Source organism: Aestuariibacter salexigens DSM 15300 (assembly GCF_000429145.1).
In the GTDB taxonomy this organism is placed as follows: Bacteria; Pseudomonadota; Gammaproteobacteria; order Enterobacterales; family Alteromonadaceae; genus Aestuariibacter; species Aestuariibacter salexigens.
The window spans coordinates 34,371-50,816 of the sequence record NZ_AUBH01000007.1 but is presented as its reverse complement, the minus strand read 5'-3'; the positions used below and the strand labels follow the sequence as shown (position 1 = coordinate 50,816).

The window sequence follows — 16,446 nt, the reverse complement described above, 5'->3', positions numbered from 1 at the left end:
GCATCATGAGAGAAAAAATTATAGAAACCAATTCAGCCGCGTTCTCGCGCATTGATGTTGATACCGTCACTGTAGATATCATTGAAAATGCACTGCGCAACGCCCGTGAAGAAATGGATGCGGTGCTGTTTCGCACGGCGATGAGCCCCGGCATTCGTGAACAAGGTGACTGCTTTCCTATGATTGCTAACCGCGACGGCAAAATGGTCGTTGGCCAGTTTGGTTCATTTATTCACGGCTTTATGCAGGCTTATGAAGGCGAAGTTGAGGAAGGCGATATTCTGATGACCAACGACCCGTATATGTGTAATGCGGCGGTCTCTCACCTACCCGACTGGATTGTACTGGTACCTATCTTTAAAGATGGCAGGCATATAGCGTGGTCAGCCATGTTTGGGCATATGTCCGATAACGGAGGTATGGTGCCCGGTTCAATTCCTATTAAAGCCACCAGCATCTATCAGGAAGGGATCCGTATTCCGCCTACCAAGCTGTATAAGAAAGGCGAGCTGCAGTCAGATATTCTTGAGCTTATCCTGCACAATGTGCGCACTCCCCAATGGAACCGATTCGATTTAAACGCTCTGGTTGCAGCTTGCAATACTGCGGCTAAGCGTTGTAAAGAGATTGCTGAACGCTTCGGTGATGACATTTTTTACTCAACCATGGAAATCATGCTTGAGCGCAACAAGATTGCCATGTCTGCAATCATTAACATGCTGGTACCGGAAGAGCCGCGAAGCTTTGAAGATTATGTGTGCGATGACGGCATGGGCATGGGGCCATACAAAATAAAATGTAAGATGTGGCGAGAGGGTGAAAAAGCGATTTTTGATTTTGATGGCACAGACCCACAGGCACAAAGTTCGATCAATTTCTATCTCAATGAAGAAATGTTCAAAATGTTCTTCGGCTCGTTCACTATTAATCTGGTCGACCCACAGATCCTGTTCAATGATGGCTTCTATGATTTGGTTGAAGTACGCATTCCGAAAGGAAGCCTACTGAAGCCAAACTTCCCTGCCGCACTATCAGGACGTACCCACGCATTGGGACGTATTTTCGATGTTATGGGTGGTTTACTGGGTCAGGGCGCGCCGGAAGCGATGAACGCCGCGGGCTTCTCAGACTCTCCGCACCTGTTTTACTCCGGCTATGATGACAATGGCGAGTGGTTCCAGCTTTTCCAGATTGGTTTTGGTGGCATACCCGGTCGTCCTGTTGGTGACGGGCCCGATGGTCACTCTCTATGGCCTGGCTTTACCAATGTACCGAATGAGTTTATCGAAGCGTATTTTCCGCTTAGGGTTGAACAATATCGCACCATACCGGATTCCGGCGGCGCAGGTTTGCACCGCGGCGGTAATGGCCTGTCCGTGGCGTATCGGTTCTTATGTGATGGCCATATTGCTATCCACGATGAGCGCTGGCTGACCTACCCGTGGGGAGTGAACGGTGGCGAGCCAGGCAGACGTTCCACCAAACGTCTGGTTCGAACCGACGGCAGCGAACAGATTCTACCGGCCAAGTGTGATGATATTGAAGTCCGCGCTGGTGATCTGCTGTACTTTGATACCTGGGGTGGCGGCGGATGGGGCGACCCGTACCAGCGTGATCCTCAGTTAGTATTGGCAGATGTGCATCGTGATCTCGTTTCCATTGAAGGAGCGAAACGCTACGGTGTGGTCATCACAGAGGATTTGACTGTCGACGAGGCAGCTACTCAGGCATTACGCAAGACGTTGTCTGAACAACGTGGTGACACGCAATTGTTCAATAAGGGCGGCAGCATGGATGAAATCAAGGCCAGATGTCTTGAGGAAACAGGGCTTGAACCACCTGTTGCGCCTAAGTTCAGACAAGCCAGAGCCTGACGATGGACCTGAATACCGGTGATATCGGCCTGGGTCAGCGCCCCGCGTTGATCCTGGTCGATCTCAGTGTGGGTTTCACGTCCCCCTCCAGTCCTCTTGGAGGCGTATTCGACGAGACCGTCAGTGCCAACCAATCACTACTGAAGTGGTTCAGGAAACAGGGTTTTCCAGTATTTTTTACCACCGTGATATATGACAACCCACAGCAGGCTAGCGTATTCAGGCAGCGCCTGCCGGATCTCAATATTCTTGAAAGAGACAGTAAATGGGTCAATATCGATCGTCGTGTTGCCCCAATAGACGGTGAGCAGATCATTGAAAAATGCTGGGCCAGTGCATTCTTTGCCACGGACCTTGCTGACAAGCTCAAAGCATGTCAGGCAGATTCACTGGTCATTTCAGGGTTGACCACATCTGGATGTGTCAGAGCTACCGCTGTTGATGGCTTACAACACAATTATCCGGTTGTGGTTGTACGAGAAGCGTGTGGTGACCGTAACCTCATGGCACATCACGCCAACTTGCATGACATCAACGCCAAGTATGGCAAAGTGGTATCACTGGATAGCATAGTGGGCAGCTGACGTCAGTGTGACGTCAGCTCATTTTGTGCCTGTTCAAGCTCGTTTTCCAGACGTTTCGCTTCGTCTGCACGAGGCTTGGTGAAGCGCGCCAGGAAGTAATACAACACAGGCGTCAGAAACAGTGTAAAGACTACCGCGATGCCTAAGCCACCAAATACTACCCAGCCTATTGCATTACGCGCTTCAGCGCCGGCACCGGTTGAGAGTATCAGCGGCAGGCCACCTAAAATGGTAGACATCAGCGTCATCATGATGGGACGTAAGCGGACATGTCCCGCCTTTATAATGGCGTCACGTACGCTTTCACCCTGATCTCTGAGCTGGTCGGCAAATTCCACCAGAAGGATGGAGTTCTTCGCTAACAGACCGATCAACATGACCAATCCGATCTGTGAATACACATTCACCGACGTACCGGTCAGATATAGCGCGAAAATGGCAGCCGCAATACCGAAAGGCACGGTCAGCATAACTACCACTGCGCTGTTTACACTTTCAAACTGTGCCGCTAACACAAGAAGCACAATGACGAATGCCAGTATGTAAGTCAGGGCGACTTGTTTTGAGGTCTCTTCAAAGGTTTGCGCTTCGCCAAGGAATACCAGGCCGATACCGGCCGGCAGCGTTTCCTCTGCCAACGCACGCAACTGTTCTACCGCCGACTCAAGCGTGATAGTGTCTGGCAGCTCCATATCAATTTCGATAGCGCGACGCTGTGCGACGCGCTCAAGTTCGGCAGCCACCCCCTCTTCGGTCAGATAAGCAATAGATGACAGCGGCACCAGATTTCCACTACGTGACTGCACATACAAATTAGTCAGATCTGAAGGGTTACCGGTGTTACGGGTATTAGACTGCAAAATGATGGGAACCGCCTGATCGCCTACGTTGAGGTCAGCAATATCATCACCCTGAATTGCTGCTCTCAGAGTGCGGCTGATGTCGTCAAAGGGTACGCCCAGTTCTTCAGCCCGACGTCTGTCGATATTCACGCGTAGCTGTGGCTGCGTCGGTTGATAAGAAATACGCGGACGGCCCAATTCAGGGATGTTGTCTTCAACCGCCTGACTGAAGGCCAATGCCGCCTGATAGATGTCTTCATAGTTGGCACCGGTAAGTGCTATTTCCATACCGCCACCCTGGCCACGCAAATTCAGACTGTTTCCGCCAAATGCGCGCCCCGGTGCGCCCGGAATATCACTCAGCTCAGGACGTAGCTTGTCGATAATCTCCTGCTGACTGTATTCACGATCATCCCAATGTGTGAGCGGCACGCGAATAAACACGATATTCGGATCCCAGCGCCCTACGATGGTATAGATACTGTCGATGGTGCCATCTTCGACGTAAGGCATCAGCTTTGACTCCATCGCTTCGGCCTGACGATCCATAAACTCGATACCCACGCCATCAGGACCCCGCGCAAACACTCGTACAGAGCCGCGATCTTCAGGTGGTAATAATTCATTATCCAGATTCTGATACACACTAAATGCGGCAACGGCTGCACCAATACTGAGCGCTAATACCAGCCATGCATATTTCAATGACCACTTGAGCGCCTTATCGTATCCTGCAAGCATGGCCATACCAAAACGACCAAACGTGGCGCTAAACAGCCCGCCTTGTTTATTTTTGAGGGGCAGTCTAGCGGTGAGAGCAGGCACTAGTGACAGTGCCACAAACGATGAAATGATCACCGCTCCGGCCAGTACCCCGCCAAATTCTCGGAATAGACGACCGGCAGTAGATGGCAGAAAGGCAATGGGTACGAAGACAGCAACCAACACTGCGGTGGTAGCGACTACTGCAAAAAATACTTCACGTGTTCCGACAACCGCGGCAGCCCTTGCGCCCAGTCCCATAGCTCGACGACGCTGAATGTTTTCCGATACCACGATAGCATCGTCAACAATGAGTCCTGTCGCAAGCACCAATGCAAGCAGCGTCAGGATATTGATAGAAAATCCCAGCATCCATACCACGGCGAGTGCGCCTGTTAGCGATACTGGGATAGAAAACGCCGGTACGATCGTTGCGCGACCTGAGCCGATAAACAGCCATAATGTAGCGATGACCAGCAGAATAGTCAGTCCTAGCGAGACAACAACTTCTTGAACGGAATCGCGAATAAACTCAGCATCGTCAGAGGTGACCGTAATCTCCATATCTGTGAACCGCTTCTTGAGATTCTCCACCATAGCCAGAATCTGGTCAGATATTTCAATGGTGTTTGACTTAGCCTGGCGGATCACACCCAGACCTATAACCGGAACGCCATTTAGCCTAACATAACTATTAGCGTCATCCGGCCCAAAGTACACACTTGCCACGTCTCCGATACGAGTGTCACCGCGTATCACAATATCGGACACTTCTTCAGCTGTGACGGAGGTAGCATCAGCCCGCACAATAAGCTGCTGGTCGCTGGAACGTAGACTGCCCGCCGGGACGTCAAAAGGTGCAAGGCGCAGTGCATCCGCCACATCTGACATGGATAACCCGAAGCTGGTCAATCTTAGCGGATCGACGGTAACCCGAAGTACGCGCTGACGTTCACCATCAAGCCTGACATCAGCAACGCCAGGAATACTCAAAAACAGAGGCGCAAGGTCAGTTTCCACCCGCTCGGTAAGGGATTCTAAATCCAGCGTCGGACTGGATACAGCAAGATTGACCACAGACTGCGCGTCGTTATCCGCCTTAACGATGGATAGCCTTTCTACCTCATCAGGCAGCTGCCGCTGCACACGACTGACAGATTCTCGAGTATCATTGGCGGCATCTTCAAGATCGATGCCGGGACGAAATTCAACGCGAATACGAGAGTAACCTTCTTCGCTCTGCGCATTGATGGACTTCACTCCACTCACCCGTGCAACGGCGCCCTCAAGACGACTAGTCACTTCGGCATCAACGGTTTCAGGGGAACCGCCTGGATAGTTGGCAGACACGGTCACAATGGGCCGGTCGACATCTGGCAGTTCACGCACTTCTACGCCGTTAAGCGCAGCGAAACCGGCGATAACAATCAGCAGATTAAGGACAATAATCAGGACCGGACGCCGAATACTCAGCGACGGAAGGTCACTCAGGTGCAGCAGTTCGGTCGGCTTCATCCGGCGACTCCTTCAATCGCGTTAGCGCGAGCAACGCTAGTCTCTTGCGCTGATACCGCCTGTCCTTCGCGCAGACGTTGCACACCCTCGGAAATGAGTGATTCACCTTCTTGCAAATCGCCTGACACCAGAATTCGACCACGCAGACGCTGTTTAATTTCTACCGGAATGCGCACAGCTTTGCCGTCCTCGGCCTTCCATACGTAGGCGCCACCCGCTCCCCATGACATGGCTGCCTCGGGAATTGCTGCATAGCGATTGCCACGCACTTTTAAGCTGACCCTGAAACTCATACCCGGACGATAACGGTCGTCACTGTTGTCTAACACGGCACGGGCTCGCAGTGTACGGTCTTGTTCATTGATTCTTGAGTCGACTTCAGCAATCTTAGCGTCAAGCTCAAGAGTTCGATTTGACCATGGCTGTAGCGTCACGTCTGGGTTGTTCAACAGCACATTGAGGGCGGCTTCAGGCGCTCTGAAATTAACAAACAACTCGTCTCGTGCGTCGATTGTAGTGATGGCTGTTTGCAAGTTGATTCGGTCGCCTACTTCCACGTCGGTGAGCCCCATCACCCCCGAAAAGGGTGCGACAACCTGCCTGTCTTCAAGATCGGCGCGCGCTTCATCCAGCGCCACTTTGGCAAGATCTCTGACGGTTTTGGCATCGTCTAAGTCGCTTTGTGCTACCGCCCCTTGCTGCTGACTTTCCAGTAAACGGCGAACATTGCGCTCGGCATCCGCCAGACTGATTTCAGCACGTTCTACCGCCACTTTCTGACGTCTGGCATCCAACTCAACCAGCACGTCACCTTTCTCTACCATTTGACCTGGTTCAAAATTGACCGCCGTCACTCGATCAGCTGCTGCAGGGAATAATATGACCGAGCGTACGGCTTCCGCTGTACCGACGGCCTCGATATTATTTTCTTCGTACTCAAATACTATCGGTTCAACCAGCACCAGTGCAGGTCGGCTATTACCTCCCCAGGACTGCGCTAGCAGAGGCGTGGTAATGAGCAAAAATATAAGTGTGACGGCGTTCTTCCACATAAATACTCGCTGATATCCTTTAACTGTGGTGAGAATTGTACGTTGGCGACTCGTAGCTTGATCATAGTTATACCGTCACTGAACGCAAAAAATTTGCACTTCAGCGACTCCGATGGCTGCAAGAGAGCTGTCAGCAGACCTAAATTACTGATGACTGCCGCGAGACATCGACAGCAATGTCGCAATCACAACCATAACCAGTGATATCGTCAGAGCGACGGAGATAGTATGCATGATCTCAGCACTGTATTTCGCACTCAGGGCAGTATCGCCAAGATCAAGTTGCAATAGAAGGTTGATCAAACTTATACCAAACAGATTACCGATGGTGCGAGCGAGATTCATGCTGGCAGATGCTACGCCCATTTCCCGAGCGTCCACCGCACCCATGATGGCGCTGTTGTTAGGCGTTGAAAACAGACCAAAGCCTGTACCGACCAGGGCTAGTGTAAGGATGATAAACACCGTGGTTGACGTAACGTCAATAAAATTAAGTCCAATAAAGCCGCAAAGCACCGCAATACAACCTGCTGTCGCTACGATTCTTGATTGAAACCGATCTGCCAGATGACCGGCGAACGGTGCGATGACCGCCATACATAGGGCCTGCACCAGCAACACATTGCCTGCCTGTGAGGGACTAAAACCTTTTACATATTGCAGGTAGAGACTGAGTAAAAAGACAATGGCAAAATTACTCGCGTACATAAAAAACGCCGTTGCCAACGACAAACTGAACATCCGGTTTTCAGAGAATAGCTTAGTGCGGATCAAAGGCTGTTGCTGACGTTGCTGATGCATGACGAACAGCGACAACAGCCCAACTGCACCGACAAGACAAGCAATGCCAGTAGCATGTGGCAGGTTCGCCAGACCATAAACCAGACTGGCAGCAAACAAAACAAACAGTGCAGAGCCTGACCAGTCAAACGTGGTTTGCTGTTCGCTTTTCCATTCTCCTTTGAGCTTAACCAGCATGAATGCCAGTAACACCAGGACAAACGGAATTTGGAAATAAAATACGGCGCGCCAGCCAAACGCATCAGTGAGATACCCGCCTGCAGCCGGCGCTGCAGTAAGCCCGACATATACACAGGACGCGACCAGGCCTAATGCTTTGCCGCGTTTTTTGGCAGAGGTAACAGACGTCACAATGGCGATGCCGGTACCAAAAATCATCGCCCCGGCAACGCCCTGAACGAAGCGCCATACCAGAACGTGATTAATGTCATTGCTCAACCCACAAAACAGCGCGGCGACTGCATTTACCAATAATCCCAGCGCGTACATTCTTTTTCTGCCATACATATCGGCCAGCTTGCCCACCGGCAGCATAAACGCCACGCTGCCCAACATGTAAAGCGTAGGTAGCCAACCTACCTGACTGGCAGTGGCCTGCAGATCGTCAGCAAGCGCAGGTATGGCAACGTTCACTGCTGCCAGACCCAAAGGCGCAATTAGATAGCCGCTACATACCGCAATTAGCGCGATAAGAGAGGTTGTGTCGCGTTGAGAGATAGTGAAGCCTCCAGATTATGAGTGCGAGATAAATACTCATTCAACGTTGATAAAGATTGAATAACTGTGTGTGAAATTAAACGCCGCTCTTCAAGTTTCTCGTCTTTGGTACAGTATTTTGGCTCTAGCTAACTTGCTAACGTAGTCGCTTTTATCGGTATAAATATGAAACTACTCCTAATTAGCATGGCGATAACACTACTGCTACGTTACTTAACGTTCGCGTTTTTGGGTTTAGAATTCGCTAGCGCTTTTTCCGCAACTACATGGCCTGACAGGCTGTTCAACCTCTCGGTGTCGATCTGCATGTTCGGATGCGTTTATCTTACTATCAAGCAATTATTGAAACTCTTTGGTTAATCGATACCGGTAATTTTGAATTCATCCCGGTCTTTCAGATAAGGCAGTTTCTGACGCACATCCGCAACATCTGACAATCTCAATTCTGCGTAAATCAACTTATCCGGTTGATCACCAGCATTTGCTATCACCTCTCCCATTGGCGAAATGACCTGGCTATGTCCGACATATTCCCAATCGTTACCATCTTCACCAACCCGATTTACACCGATGACGTAGCTCTGGTTCTCAATCGCACGGGCTTTAAGTAACGTATCCCAGTGGTGAATGCGATACTTTGGCCAGCTTGCAACGTTTATTATAACGTCGTAATCGTCCTGGTTTCTGGCCAATACCGGAAAGCGCAGGTCATAACACACCTGCGGCAAAATACGCAGACCTCTTAGTGTAAAGATGCGTCGGGCTGAACCGGGTGTTAATGCTTGTTGCTCCTGACCGAACAAATGGACCTTATCGTAGTGGACAAGCTCCTGAGACGCGGACATGGCAATAAACCGATTCATAATCTTGCCATTGTCACTCACTTTTACCGAACCGCACACTACCGCTTTCTTGCTAGCCGCGAGACGCTGCATCCAGGCCTTGGCTTGATGGCCACCCTCGTCCGAATGGTCTGACGATGTATCAAAACCGGTAGTGAACATTTCAGGCAATACGATTAAATCGACAGTCGCAGAATCTTCTAATAGCGCTTCTATACGACGCATATTTGATTGTGGCTGCAGCCACTCTGGTGACATTTGCAGGCATGCCACACGAAGCATTGGTGATGTCATGTCACTTTATCGATTGAATTTTTGTGCAGCGCATTATGAGTGTCTATAGTCTAAAAGTCATATATAACTTATCGGCCACATTGGCTAACACCCACTCGCGGCACCGGTTAAGTAAGGGAGGTTGCTGTGAGTGAAAAGAAGTTGCAGGCGCTCGGCCTGCAGCCCATCGCGATTGATATACTACAGCGCTGCAATGATTTTTTTGGCGTTGCGACCTCTGAGGGGCAAGCTGTATTCGTCAATCACGCTGGCAGACGTATTTTCGGACTGGAAATTGGCGTCGACCTGTCACACCTCACAATGCTTGATTTTATATCCCGACAAGACCATGACACGTTTATAAAGGAAGTAGTAGAGCAATCTCACTATGTAGATAAAGTCCACAAACAGCTGCACGTCCGTAATTTTGCTAGCGATGAAATTTTTCTGATGGAATTCAGCTTTTTTATCCAACGGGATCAAAACGGCGAGCCGTTTTGCTACATGGCGTTCGGCAAAGATATGCACAGTAGCTATGAAGCCAGCGAGCTACTCAATAATATTCAGAATAATCTCAAGATAGGAGGCTGGCAGATTGATGTCATTACCGATGACGTTATCTGGTCTGAACAGGTTTATAAAATACATAAAGTGCCCTACGGCACTCCGGTCACAAAAGAACAAGGGCTGAAATTTTACATTCCTGATGACAGGCCGCGTATCGAGCATTTCATAAATCAGTGCCTAGTGTATGGAACCTCATGGGACGATGAATTTCAAATTGTGAATTCGGCGGATGAGTCGCTGTGGATTAGGGTTGCTGGTAACGCGGTATACAACGAACGCGGCGAGGTCGCCAAAATTCGTGGCACAGTGCAGGATATTACTGAGCAGAAGAGTCTGGAGTTAGTCACTCGTGAAACGAGTGTCGAGCTTGACATGTTTAAGGCTGTAATTGATAACTCGCAGGATTTTATTGGCATCGCCAACAACAATAATGAGCCGGTTTATCTGAACCCGGCTGGCCGAAAGATGATTGGCATGGCGCAGGATGCGGATATTACTCAAATCAGTATCCCTGATTGCTACCCTGAACATCTACGTGAGACCGTCGTACGTGACATTCTGTCGACGTTGGAGCGTGGTGAAACCTATGCAGGCGAAACAGTATTCAGAAACCTCCAGACTGAAGAAGAAGTCCCTGTGTTTGATACCCACTTTGTAGTACGTGATACATCGTCGGGAGAGAAAATCGGCATTGCCACCATCACCCGCGATATATCTGAACAAATCAGAATGCGACAAGACCTGAAACAACAAAACGATAAACTTATTCATGCGTCCAGAATGGCGTCTTTAGGCAAACTCTCTGCCAGCATCGCCCATGAAATCAATAATCCGCTTACGGTCATTGCCGGCAACGCTCAGATTATTGGCAAGCATCACCAAAACGATAAAAAGACCGTAAAACACGTTGAAAAGATTGAAAAATCCACAGCCAGAATCGCCACCATCGTGCGAGGACTGCGTAAGTTTTCAAGAAGCAACCATGGAATATCTACACGAAACATTAATGTAAATAGCCTCGTGCGTGAAAGCATTGAATTGGTCGAAAGTAACGCAAAACGCCACCAGCACGGGATTGACGTTATCACCTCTGAAGATCCTATCATGTGCAAATGTGATGAAATTCAGATCCAGCAGGTGCTGGTTAACCTGTTAGTCAATTCTATTGATGCCAACAAGCACAATTCCCAATCATGGACCAAGGTGTTTATCAGGAGTAACAATCTTAACTGCACAATTACGGTCCAGGATTCCGGCAAAGGGATCGAGCAGCATGTACTTGACAGTATTTTTGACCCATTCTTTACTACCAAGGAAGTGGGCGATGGCACGGGGCTGGGATTAAGTATTTCGGCCGGGATCATCGCTGAGCATAATGGCTCGCTCGTCTATACTTTGCTCGATGAGCATACTAGCTTTGTTCTGACGCTTCCTAAAAGGCAACGTAAATCATGACCTGTGATGTGGTATTTATTGATGACGAACCGGATCTGTGCGAACTGTACAGCGAGTTTTTTTCATCAGAAAACATCAATGTGCATACGTTCACCGAACCAATGGAAGCCTTGAACTTCCTATCCGATAGAGAGATAGCGTGCTGCTTCATTGACTATCGCATGCCCGGCATCAACGGTATTGATTTACGCGCGCGTATCGGCAATCACATTGACTGTTACCTAATTACCGGTGAATTGGACTTAGGCTGCCCCGAGCACTTTGCCGGCCTGCTGACTAAACCTATCAATTTTGTGCAGCTGCAACAGCTATTGGAAGATATTGCCAGCAAGCATCAAAGTTAGCCCAGCGTGAGATAGTCCGGGCCCTGTGACGATTGGTAGCGCTTGAAGAGCTGAACCATGGTTTGGGCTTTTTCATCGATACCACAATCGGCAAGAAATTCCGGATTATACAGCTTGGAATAAGAGCGTTCTCCCAGGTCACAGGAGAAAGTCACAATACGCTTACCAACGCCCATTTTGGCCGCCGCAAATACCGCTCCACATACGTTTAGTGCAGAGCTGCTGCCCAGCACAATACCGTCATTGTCGCGCACAAATCGGGACAGAGTGACCAAATCCTGGTCGGGCAAATTCACTGCATGATCAAGCTTTGCGCGTTTAAAATTTTCTACCAGACGCATAATGCCAATGCCCTCGGTGAATGAGCTTCCAGAAGACTTATATTCGCCACTTTTAAGATACTGGTAGATCCCTGAGCCATCAGGATCAACCAGCCAGTTTTTAATATCGGGATTCTGCTGTTTCAGATAAGCAGAATTACCTGCTACCGTTCCCCCGGTGCCGCAGACGGAGACAAACGCGTCAATTTTACCCTGAGTCTGCTGCCAGATTTCCGGACCTGTGCCTTCGAAATGGGCATAGAAATTACTTAGATTTTCAAATTGGTTGGCCCACCAGTAGCTTTCGTTCTCTTCGCCTAGTCTTCGTGCAGTGTGATAGAAATGATTGGGGTCTTTGAACGGACATGGCTTCACCAGTTTTAACGTGGCACCGTGCAACGTGATCATCTTTTCTTTTTCCGGTGTCTGACCGCTAGGCATGACCGTCAGCATGTCATACCCCAGCGCCTTGGCGACCAGCGCCAATCCAATACCGGTGTTACCCGCGGTACCCTCTACGATTGTCATACCCGGTGTTAAATGGCCTGCATCAATAGCATCCTGCACCATCCTCAATGCCGCACGATCTTTAATCGAGCCGCCCGGATTCTGATGCTCGCATTTAATAAAGATGTCGCAGCCGGTCAGCTCTGATAACGACGCAATGCGTAAAAGATCGGTATTGCCAATTTGCTGGGCCTGATTTTGGTATACACGCATAGGAGAGAAAGCCACCCGTCGATTCAACTTATGGACACAATTCTACATGAATTTGAGGCGTTCTCGAGCCTCGGCAAAGCGACCGTATAATGCCGGCATGTCTCGGTCGCCGTAGGCTGATTTTGCGCGTTGCTCAGCAGCATCAATCGCCATTAACAAGTCTTTTGCGGCGGCTTTTCTGGATGAAGGCTCGGTGCTGCCGATGTTTTCAATCCAGATTGGTGAGGTATGCACAAACGGCCTGGCATGCATGCTTGGCCAGCTATCAGCGCGCTGTTCGGCAGCGTACGCTCTGGCAGCAATCCAGCCGCCGGGAGGCAAAGAAATAGTGCCCGCGTAGTGTTTTGTAGTTGCTGCCTGGATACCGTCTAAACGCTGCACAACCTTGCCATTAACAATCAGTTCGACATATTCCAATGCAGCCGTCGAGCTTAGTGTTATTGCATAGTCATGCGTGCCACTCTCTATCACACCTCCAGGCGTCACGTTGTCAGCAACAGAGAGCTCCAGCATTGGGCCAGTAGTAAGCACACTTCGTCCAGCCAAGGCGGCCGATACCAATGCCTCATCAGTACGCTGCTCTGCGGGGACTCGCACATAGGTACGCCCCGTGCCCACTGCGGGCGTGCGATGAAAGTCAATCCAGGTATCCGTGCCAGACATGGCGACCACTGGCTGACCGATATTTAACAGACGATACCAAACTTCTGCCGTACCTAAAGGACTCGTCCAGGCGCAGACCAGTTCTATCCCCATGCGCTCTTCAAGCACGCCATCCGACACCAACTCAAGCGGAATGCCACTCACTGGTGACTGGGCGAACGGATCGCCATCACCTGCTACCGGGTGCACGTAGGTAGCAAACGCACCAACATTTTTTGCGTAGTCAAACACTCTGGCATTGGTCAGATTCGGATCGCCCAATACGGGATTAGTCGGCCCAAAAAACCATGGTGTAAAAGGTGTATTTACATTGATAAGGCCTACATGACCATGAAAATGTGAACGTACCTCTTGTCCTTGCATGACAGTAAATTCATTTTCACTGGTGTGCTGACCAATCAGCTTTTCGTCAATGCGTCTCTCCCAGCGGTTCCAGGATTGCGGCGCCAACAGGTTCAAATCTTCACCTCGCATTTGCAACAGGGCATCTTGGTGGGTCGCTCTGTGATGACCATCACCGTTGAGATGAACATGAAAATCGGCGGACATGTACCCTGCTGTCTTTGCGTCCCAAATTGGCGTAAAAGTCAAAGACAGCGAACTGCTTTGCGATTCCTTTACTGTGACTTGTCTAGACATTACTGGCGTGAACGGTCCTTGCACTGCCTCAATAAAATACTGACCCACAGGCAGGGTTAAAGTAGCCTCACCGTCCACGTAAAAATATGTGCGTCCGGTTTGCGGATCGACAAAAGTCGCACCAACGGGGTTTGCCACAGGATGCCCCTGCTCGTCAGCAATTGACACTCTGGCAGCACCGGTATTTTTGTCGCTGCTTTCTACTCTGACTTTTAATGTGCCTGTGCTACTACCATAGTCCCACTTATCTACATTAATGGCCTCAGCTGTACCACCATAGGTAGCAATGCGCATGAGTTGAAACTGGCGACCCTCCGTCAAGATGACATAGTAGATACTGTCCCCATCGGCACTAAAGGCGGGCGTTAATGCAAATGCATGGCCATTGGTGAGTCTGTTCTTTACCCTAGGGTCGTTAATATCCATCGTCCACAGATGATAGTCGTTATCGATCGGTGCACTGAAAACCAGTAAGTCGCGACTTGGGTGTACGTCGCTCGTGAGATGATAAGTCAGAGTCTGGGCGTGAATGATATCGTCTTGCCCGGCTAACATATCTCTTAGTCGAAGCGTTCGATGCGCGCCACTACCGTGCAGGTAAATGAAAGCACTACGATCATGCAATTGACGAACATTACGTTCAACCTGCCTGAGCTCAGTAACTTGCTGTTTTTGTCCGCTACCGAGATGCCATTGAAACAGATCCAACGAGCCTGTTTCACCACTACTGTAAAAAAGATGCTGACCGTTGTGACTAAACTCAGGGTCGATATCAATGGCGGGGCTATTTATGAGTTGCTCTTCACCAGACTCAAGCGCTTTTATTACCACTGATGTATCGTGACCAAAGTCTCTGACAAACGCCAAATAGCGACCATCTGGTGACCATCGTGGACGGGAGTCGACACCTCGCGATGAGGTTAGCCTGGTTGCCACACCAGAACTGACGTCCAGCAGCCATATCCAGCCTTTTGAGGCAATGGCGATATGCTTGCCGTCAGGAGACGGGGCAGGATCGGTAATACCGTGGGCAAGAATCGGTAGCTCGTGCTGTTCAAGATATACGTGATGCCCAAAATCATCGAGTTTGGGATAATGGTTAACCCACTGCGCCAAAGCTGAACACGTAAATAAAAGTGCAATGACAGACAGCCCATTTGCGGTGAAAGCGGAGAAATAGCGCATAAGTACCTGCGTAGTAAAAAACAGTGTCAGAGCATTAACAATAGAAACAAGTGATTTTTAATACAAGGAAGGTGGTTGCGGCGCAAATGCGAAGGCGCACCCGATAGGGCGCAGCAGGTTCACGGCAAAGCATTGCTTTGTTCTGAATGTGTTACCTATCCATTCGGAATAAAGTGTTACCTATGTATCAGGTATACACCAAAGTCACGTATGGCGCACCCGATAGGATTGTTCGCATCATCCTGATACTCACCGCTTCGCGGCCTGCCTGCGGCAGTCCCAAAATGTTCCCGACATTTTGGTCGAACCTCAATAGCTTCTCATCCATAAGGTGCTAAACGCAAAAACCGACCCAAAAGGTCGGTTTTGCATTTATGGCGCACCCGATAGGATTCGAACCTATGACCTTTGCCTCCGGAGGGCAACGCTCTATCCAGCTGAGCTACGGGTGCGGACTTTAATAACTTGTTCTGACCCGTCCATGGTGGGTCGTTCCAAACCAGGCTGACGAATTATGTGTCTGGTAAACACGTCCATGATGCATTTCCCCCAGCTCGTACCTCCTGTACTCGCGTGCTTCGCTCGATTAGTGATGTTAAATCACTAATCGTCCCCTACGGAGACCGCTCATTACCCAGCTGAGCTACGGGTGCTTGTAAAGCGGCGCTAATGATACGCAGCTGATGTAATCGCTTCAACTGGTTTTAGCGTATAAAAATATGTGTTTTGCGTTGATTGCGGGCTGATTTCTTCTTATCGAACTAAAAGTTGTTCATATGTGATTTCCCGTTATAATCGAACGCTGTTAAGAATTAATCAAATCGCTTTGGAGATGAGTGTGATTCGTAAAGTATTACTTGGTGTTGTCGCTTGTGCGTTAACCGTTTTCGCTGTACAGGCGCAAGAAATGACTGAGGAAGCGATCAAAGAGCGTATTAAACCGACTGGGTCAGTACATATTGCAGGCGCTCAGGCGGCACCTGCTGCCGGTGGACCTCGTTCAGGTGAAGAAATCTATAACCAGGCATGCGTAGCGTGTCACGGTGTGGGTGTGCTGGGTGCACCAAAATTACAAGTTGCAGCTGACTGGCAGCCTCGTTTGGATGAAAAGGGTTTTGATACTGTTTGGCAAAATGCTATTAACGGTATTGGCGGCATGCCTCCCATGGGGACCTGTGGTAACTGCTCAAATGACGATATCAAAGCTGCGATTGAATACATGATTGAGGGAATTTAATTACCCAATTTTGCACGCAAACTGGCCACTGAAGCAGTGGCCATTTTTATGTTT

General features: G+C 49.6%; 11 protein-coding genes and 1 tRNA gene. 5 read left to right on the top strand and 7 right to left on the bottom strand.

Annotation, left to right across the window (positions count from 1 at the left end; translation table 11 throughout):
- The first annotated feature begins 5 nt into the window (after positions 1-5).
- On the top strand, positions 6-1,874 hold the full coding sequence (locus G441_RS0111895) for a hydantoinase B/oxoprolinase family protein (protein WP_026376555.1): 1,869 nt from the start codon (positions 6-8) through the stop codon (positions 1,872-1,874).
- A gap of 2 nt (positions 1,875-1,876) precedes the next feature.
- Entirely contained in the window at positions 1,877-2,458 is a 582-nt protein-coding gene (locus G441_RS0111890) for an isochorismatase family protein (protein ID WP_026376554.1), read from the top strand.
- A gap of 2 nt (positions 2,459-2,460) precedes the next feature.
- Here the strand turns inward: G441_RS0111890 and G441_RS0111885 are convergent, their stop codons facing one another.
- From G441_RS0111885 to G441_RS0111865, 4 genes are all read right to left on the bottom strand, one after another.
- Positions 2,461-5,577: an efflux RND transporter permease subunit gene (locus tag G441_RS0111885; protein WP_026376553.1), complete on the bottom strand. Its 3,117-nt coding sequence runs from the start codon at positions 5,575-5,577 to the stop codon at positions 2,461-2,463.
- Positions 5,574-6,629: an efflux RND transporter periplasmic adaptor subunit gene (locus G441_RS18590; RefSeq protein ID WP_034475028.1), complete on the bottom strand. Its 1,056-nt coding sequence runs from the start codon at positions 6,627-6,629 to the stop codon at positions 5,574-5,576. The genes G441_RS0111885 and G441_RS18590 overlap by 4 nt, the downstream gene beginning before the upstream one ends.
- Before the next feature lie 144 nt (positions 6,630-6,773).
- Positions 6,774-8,120 carry an MFS transporter gene (locus G441_RS0111875; protein ID WP_051275569.1) on the bottom strand — a complete coding sequence of 449 codons (1,347 nt, stop codon included), beginning with the start codon at positions 8,118-8,120 and terminating at the stop codon, positions 6,774-6,776.
- A gap of 383 nt (positions 8,121-8,503) precedes the next feature.
- Positions 8,504-9,283 carry an amidohydrolase gene (locus G441_RS0111865; protein ID WP_026376550.1) on the bottom strand — a complete coding sequence of 260 codons (780 nt, stop codon included), beginning with the start codon at positions 9,281-9,283 and terminating at the stop codon, positions 8,504-8,506.
- Positions 9,284-9,409: 126 nt separating this feature from the next.
- On the opposite strand from G441_RS0111865, the gene G441_RS0111860 reads away from it, so the two are divergent.
- Together G441_RS0111860 and G441_RS0111855 are read left to right on the top strand one after the other, a co-directional pair.
- Positions 9,410-11,284, top strand: coding sequence for a PAS domain-containing sensor histidine kinase (locus G441_RS0111860; protein ID WP_026376549.1), 1,875 nt, complete (start codon positions 9,410-9,412; stop codon positions 11,282-11,284).
- Positions 11,281-11,628, top strand: coding sequence for a response regulator (locus G441_RS0111855; protein WP_026376548.1), 348 nt, complete (start codon positions 11,281-11,283; stop codon positions 11,626-11,628). Before G441_RS0111860 ends, G441_RS0111855 begins: the two co-directional genes overlap by 4 nt.
- On the opposite strand, the gene G441_RS0111850 is transcribed toward G441_RS0111855, so the two are convergent.
- From G441_RS0111850 to G441_RS0111835, 3 genes are all read right to left on the bottom strand, one after another.
- Positions 11,625-12,668, bottom strand: coding sequence for a cysteine synthase A (locus G441_RS0111850; RefSeq protein WP_026376547.1), 1,044 nt, complete (start codon positions 12,666-12,668; stop codon positions 11,625-11,627). The two genes, G441_RS0111855 and G441_RS0111850, sit on opposite strands and share 4 nt — an antisense overlap.
- Before the next feature lie 42 nt (positions 12,669-12,710).
- Entirely contained in the window at positions 12,711-15,155 is a 2,445-nt protein-coding gene (locus G441_RS0111845; protein ID WP_026376546.1) for a CehA/McbA family metallohydrolase, read from the bottom strand.
- A gap of 375 nt (positions 15,156-15,530) precedes the next feature.
- A tRNA-Arg gene (locus G441_RS0111835) sits at positions 15,531-15,607 on the bottom strand.
- A gap of 386 nt (positions 15,608-15,993) precedes the next feature.
- Here G441_RS0111835 and G441_RS0111830 point away from each other — a divergent pair.
- Complete coding sequence (locus G441_RS0111830; protein WP_420806152.1) at positions 15,994-16,392, top strand: c-type cytochrome; 399 nt, start codon at positions 15,994-15,996, stop codon at positions 16,390-16,392.
- Positions 16,393-16,446 lie beyond the last annotated feature (54 nt).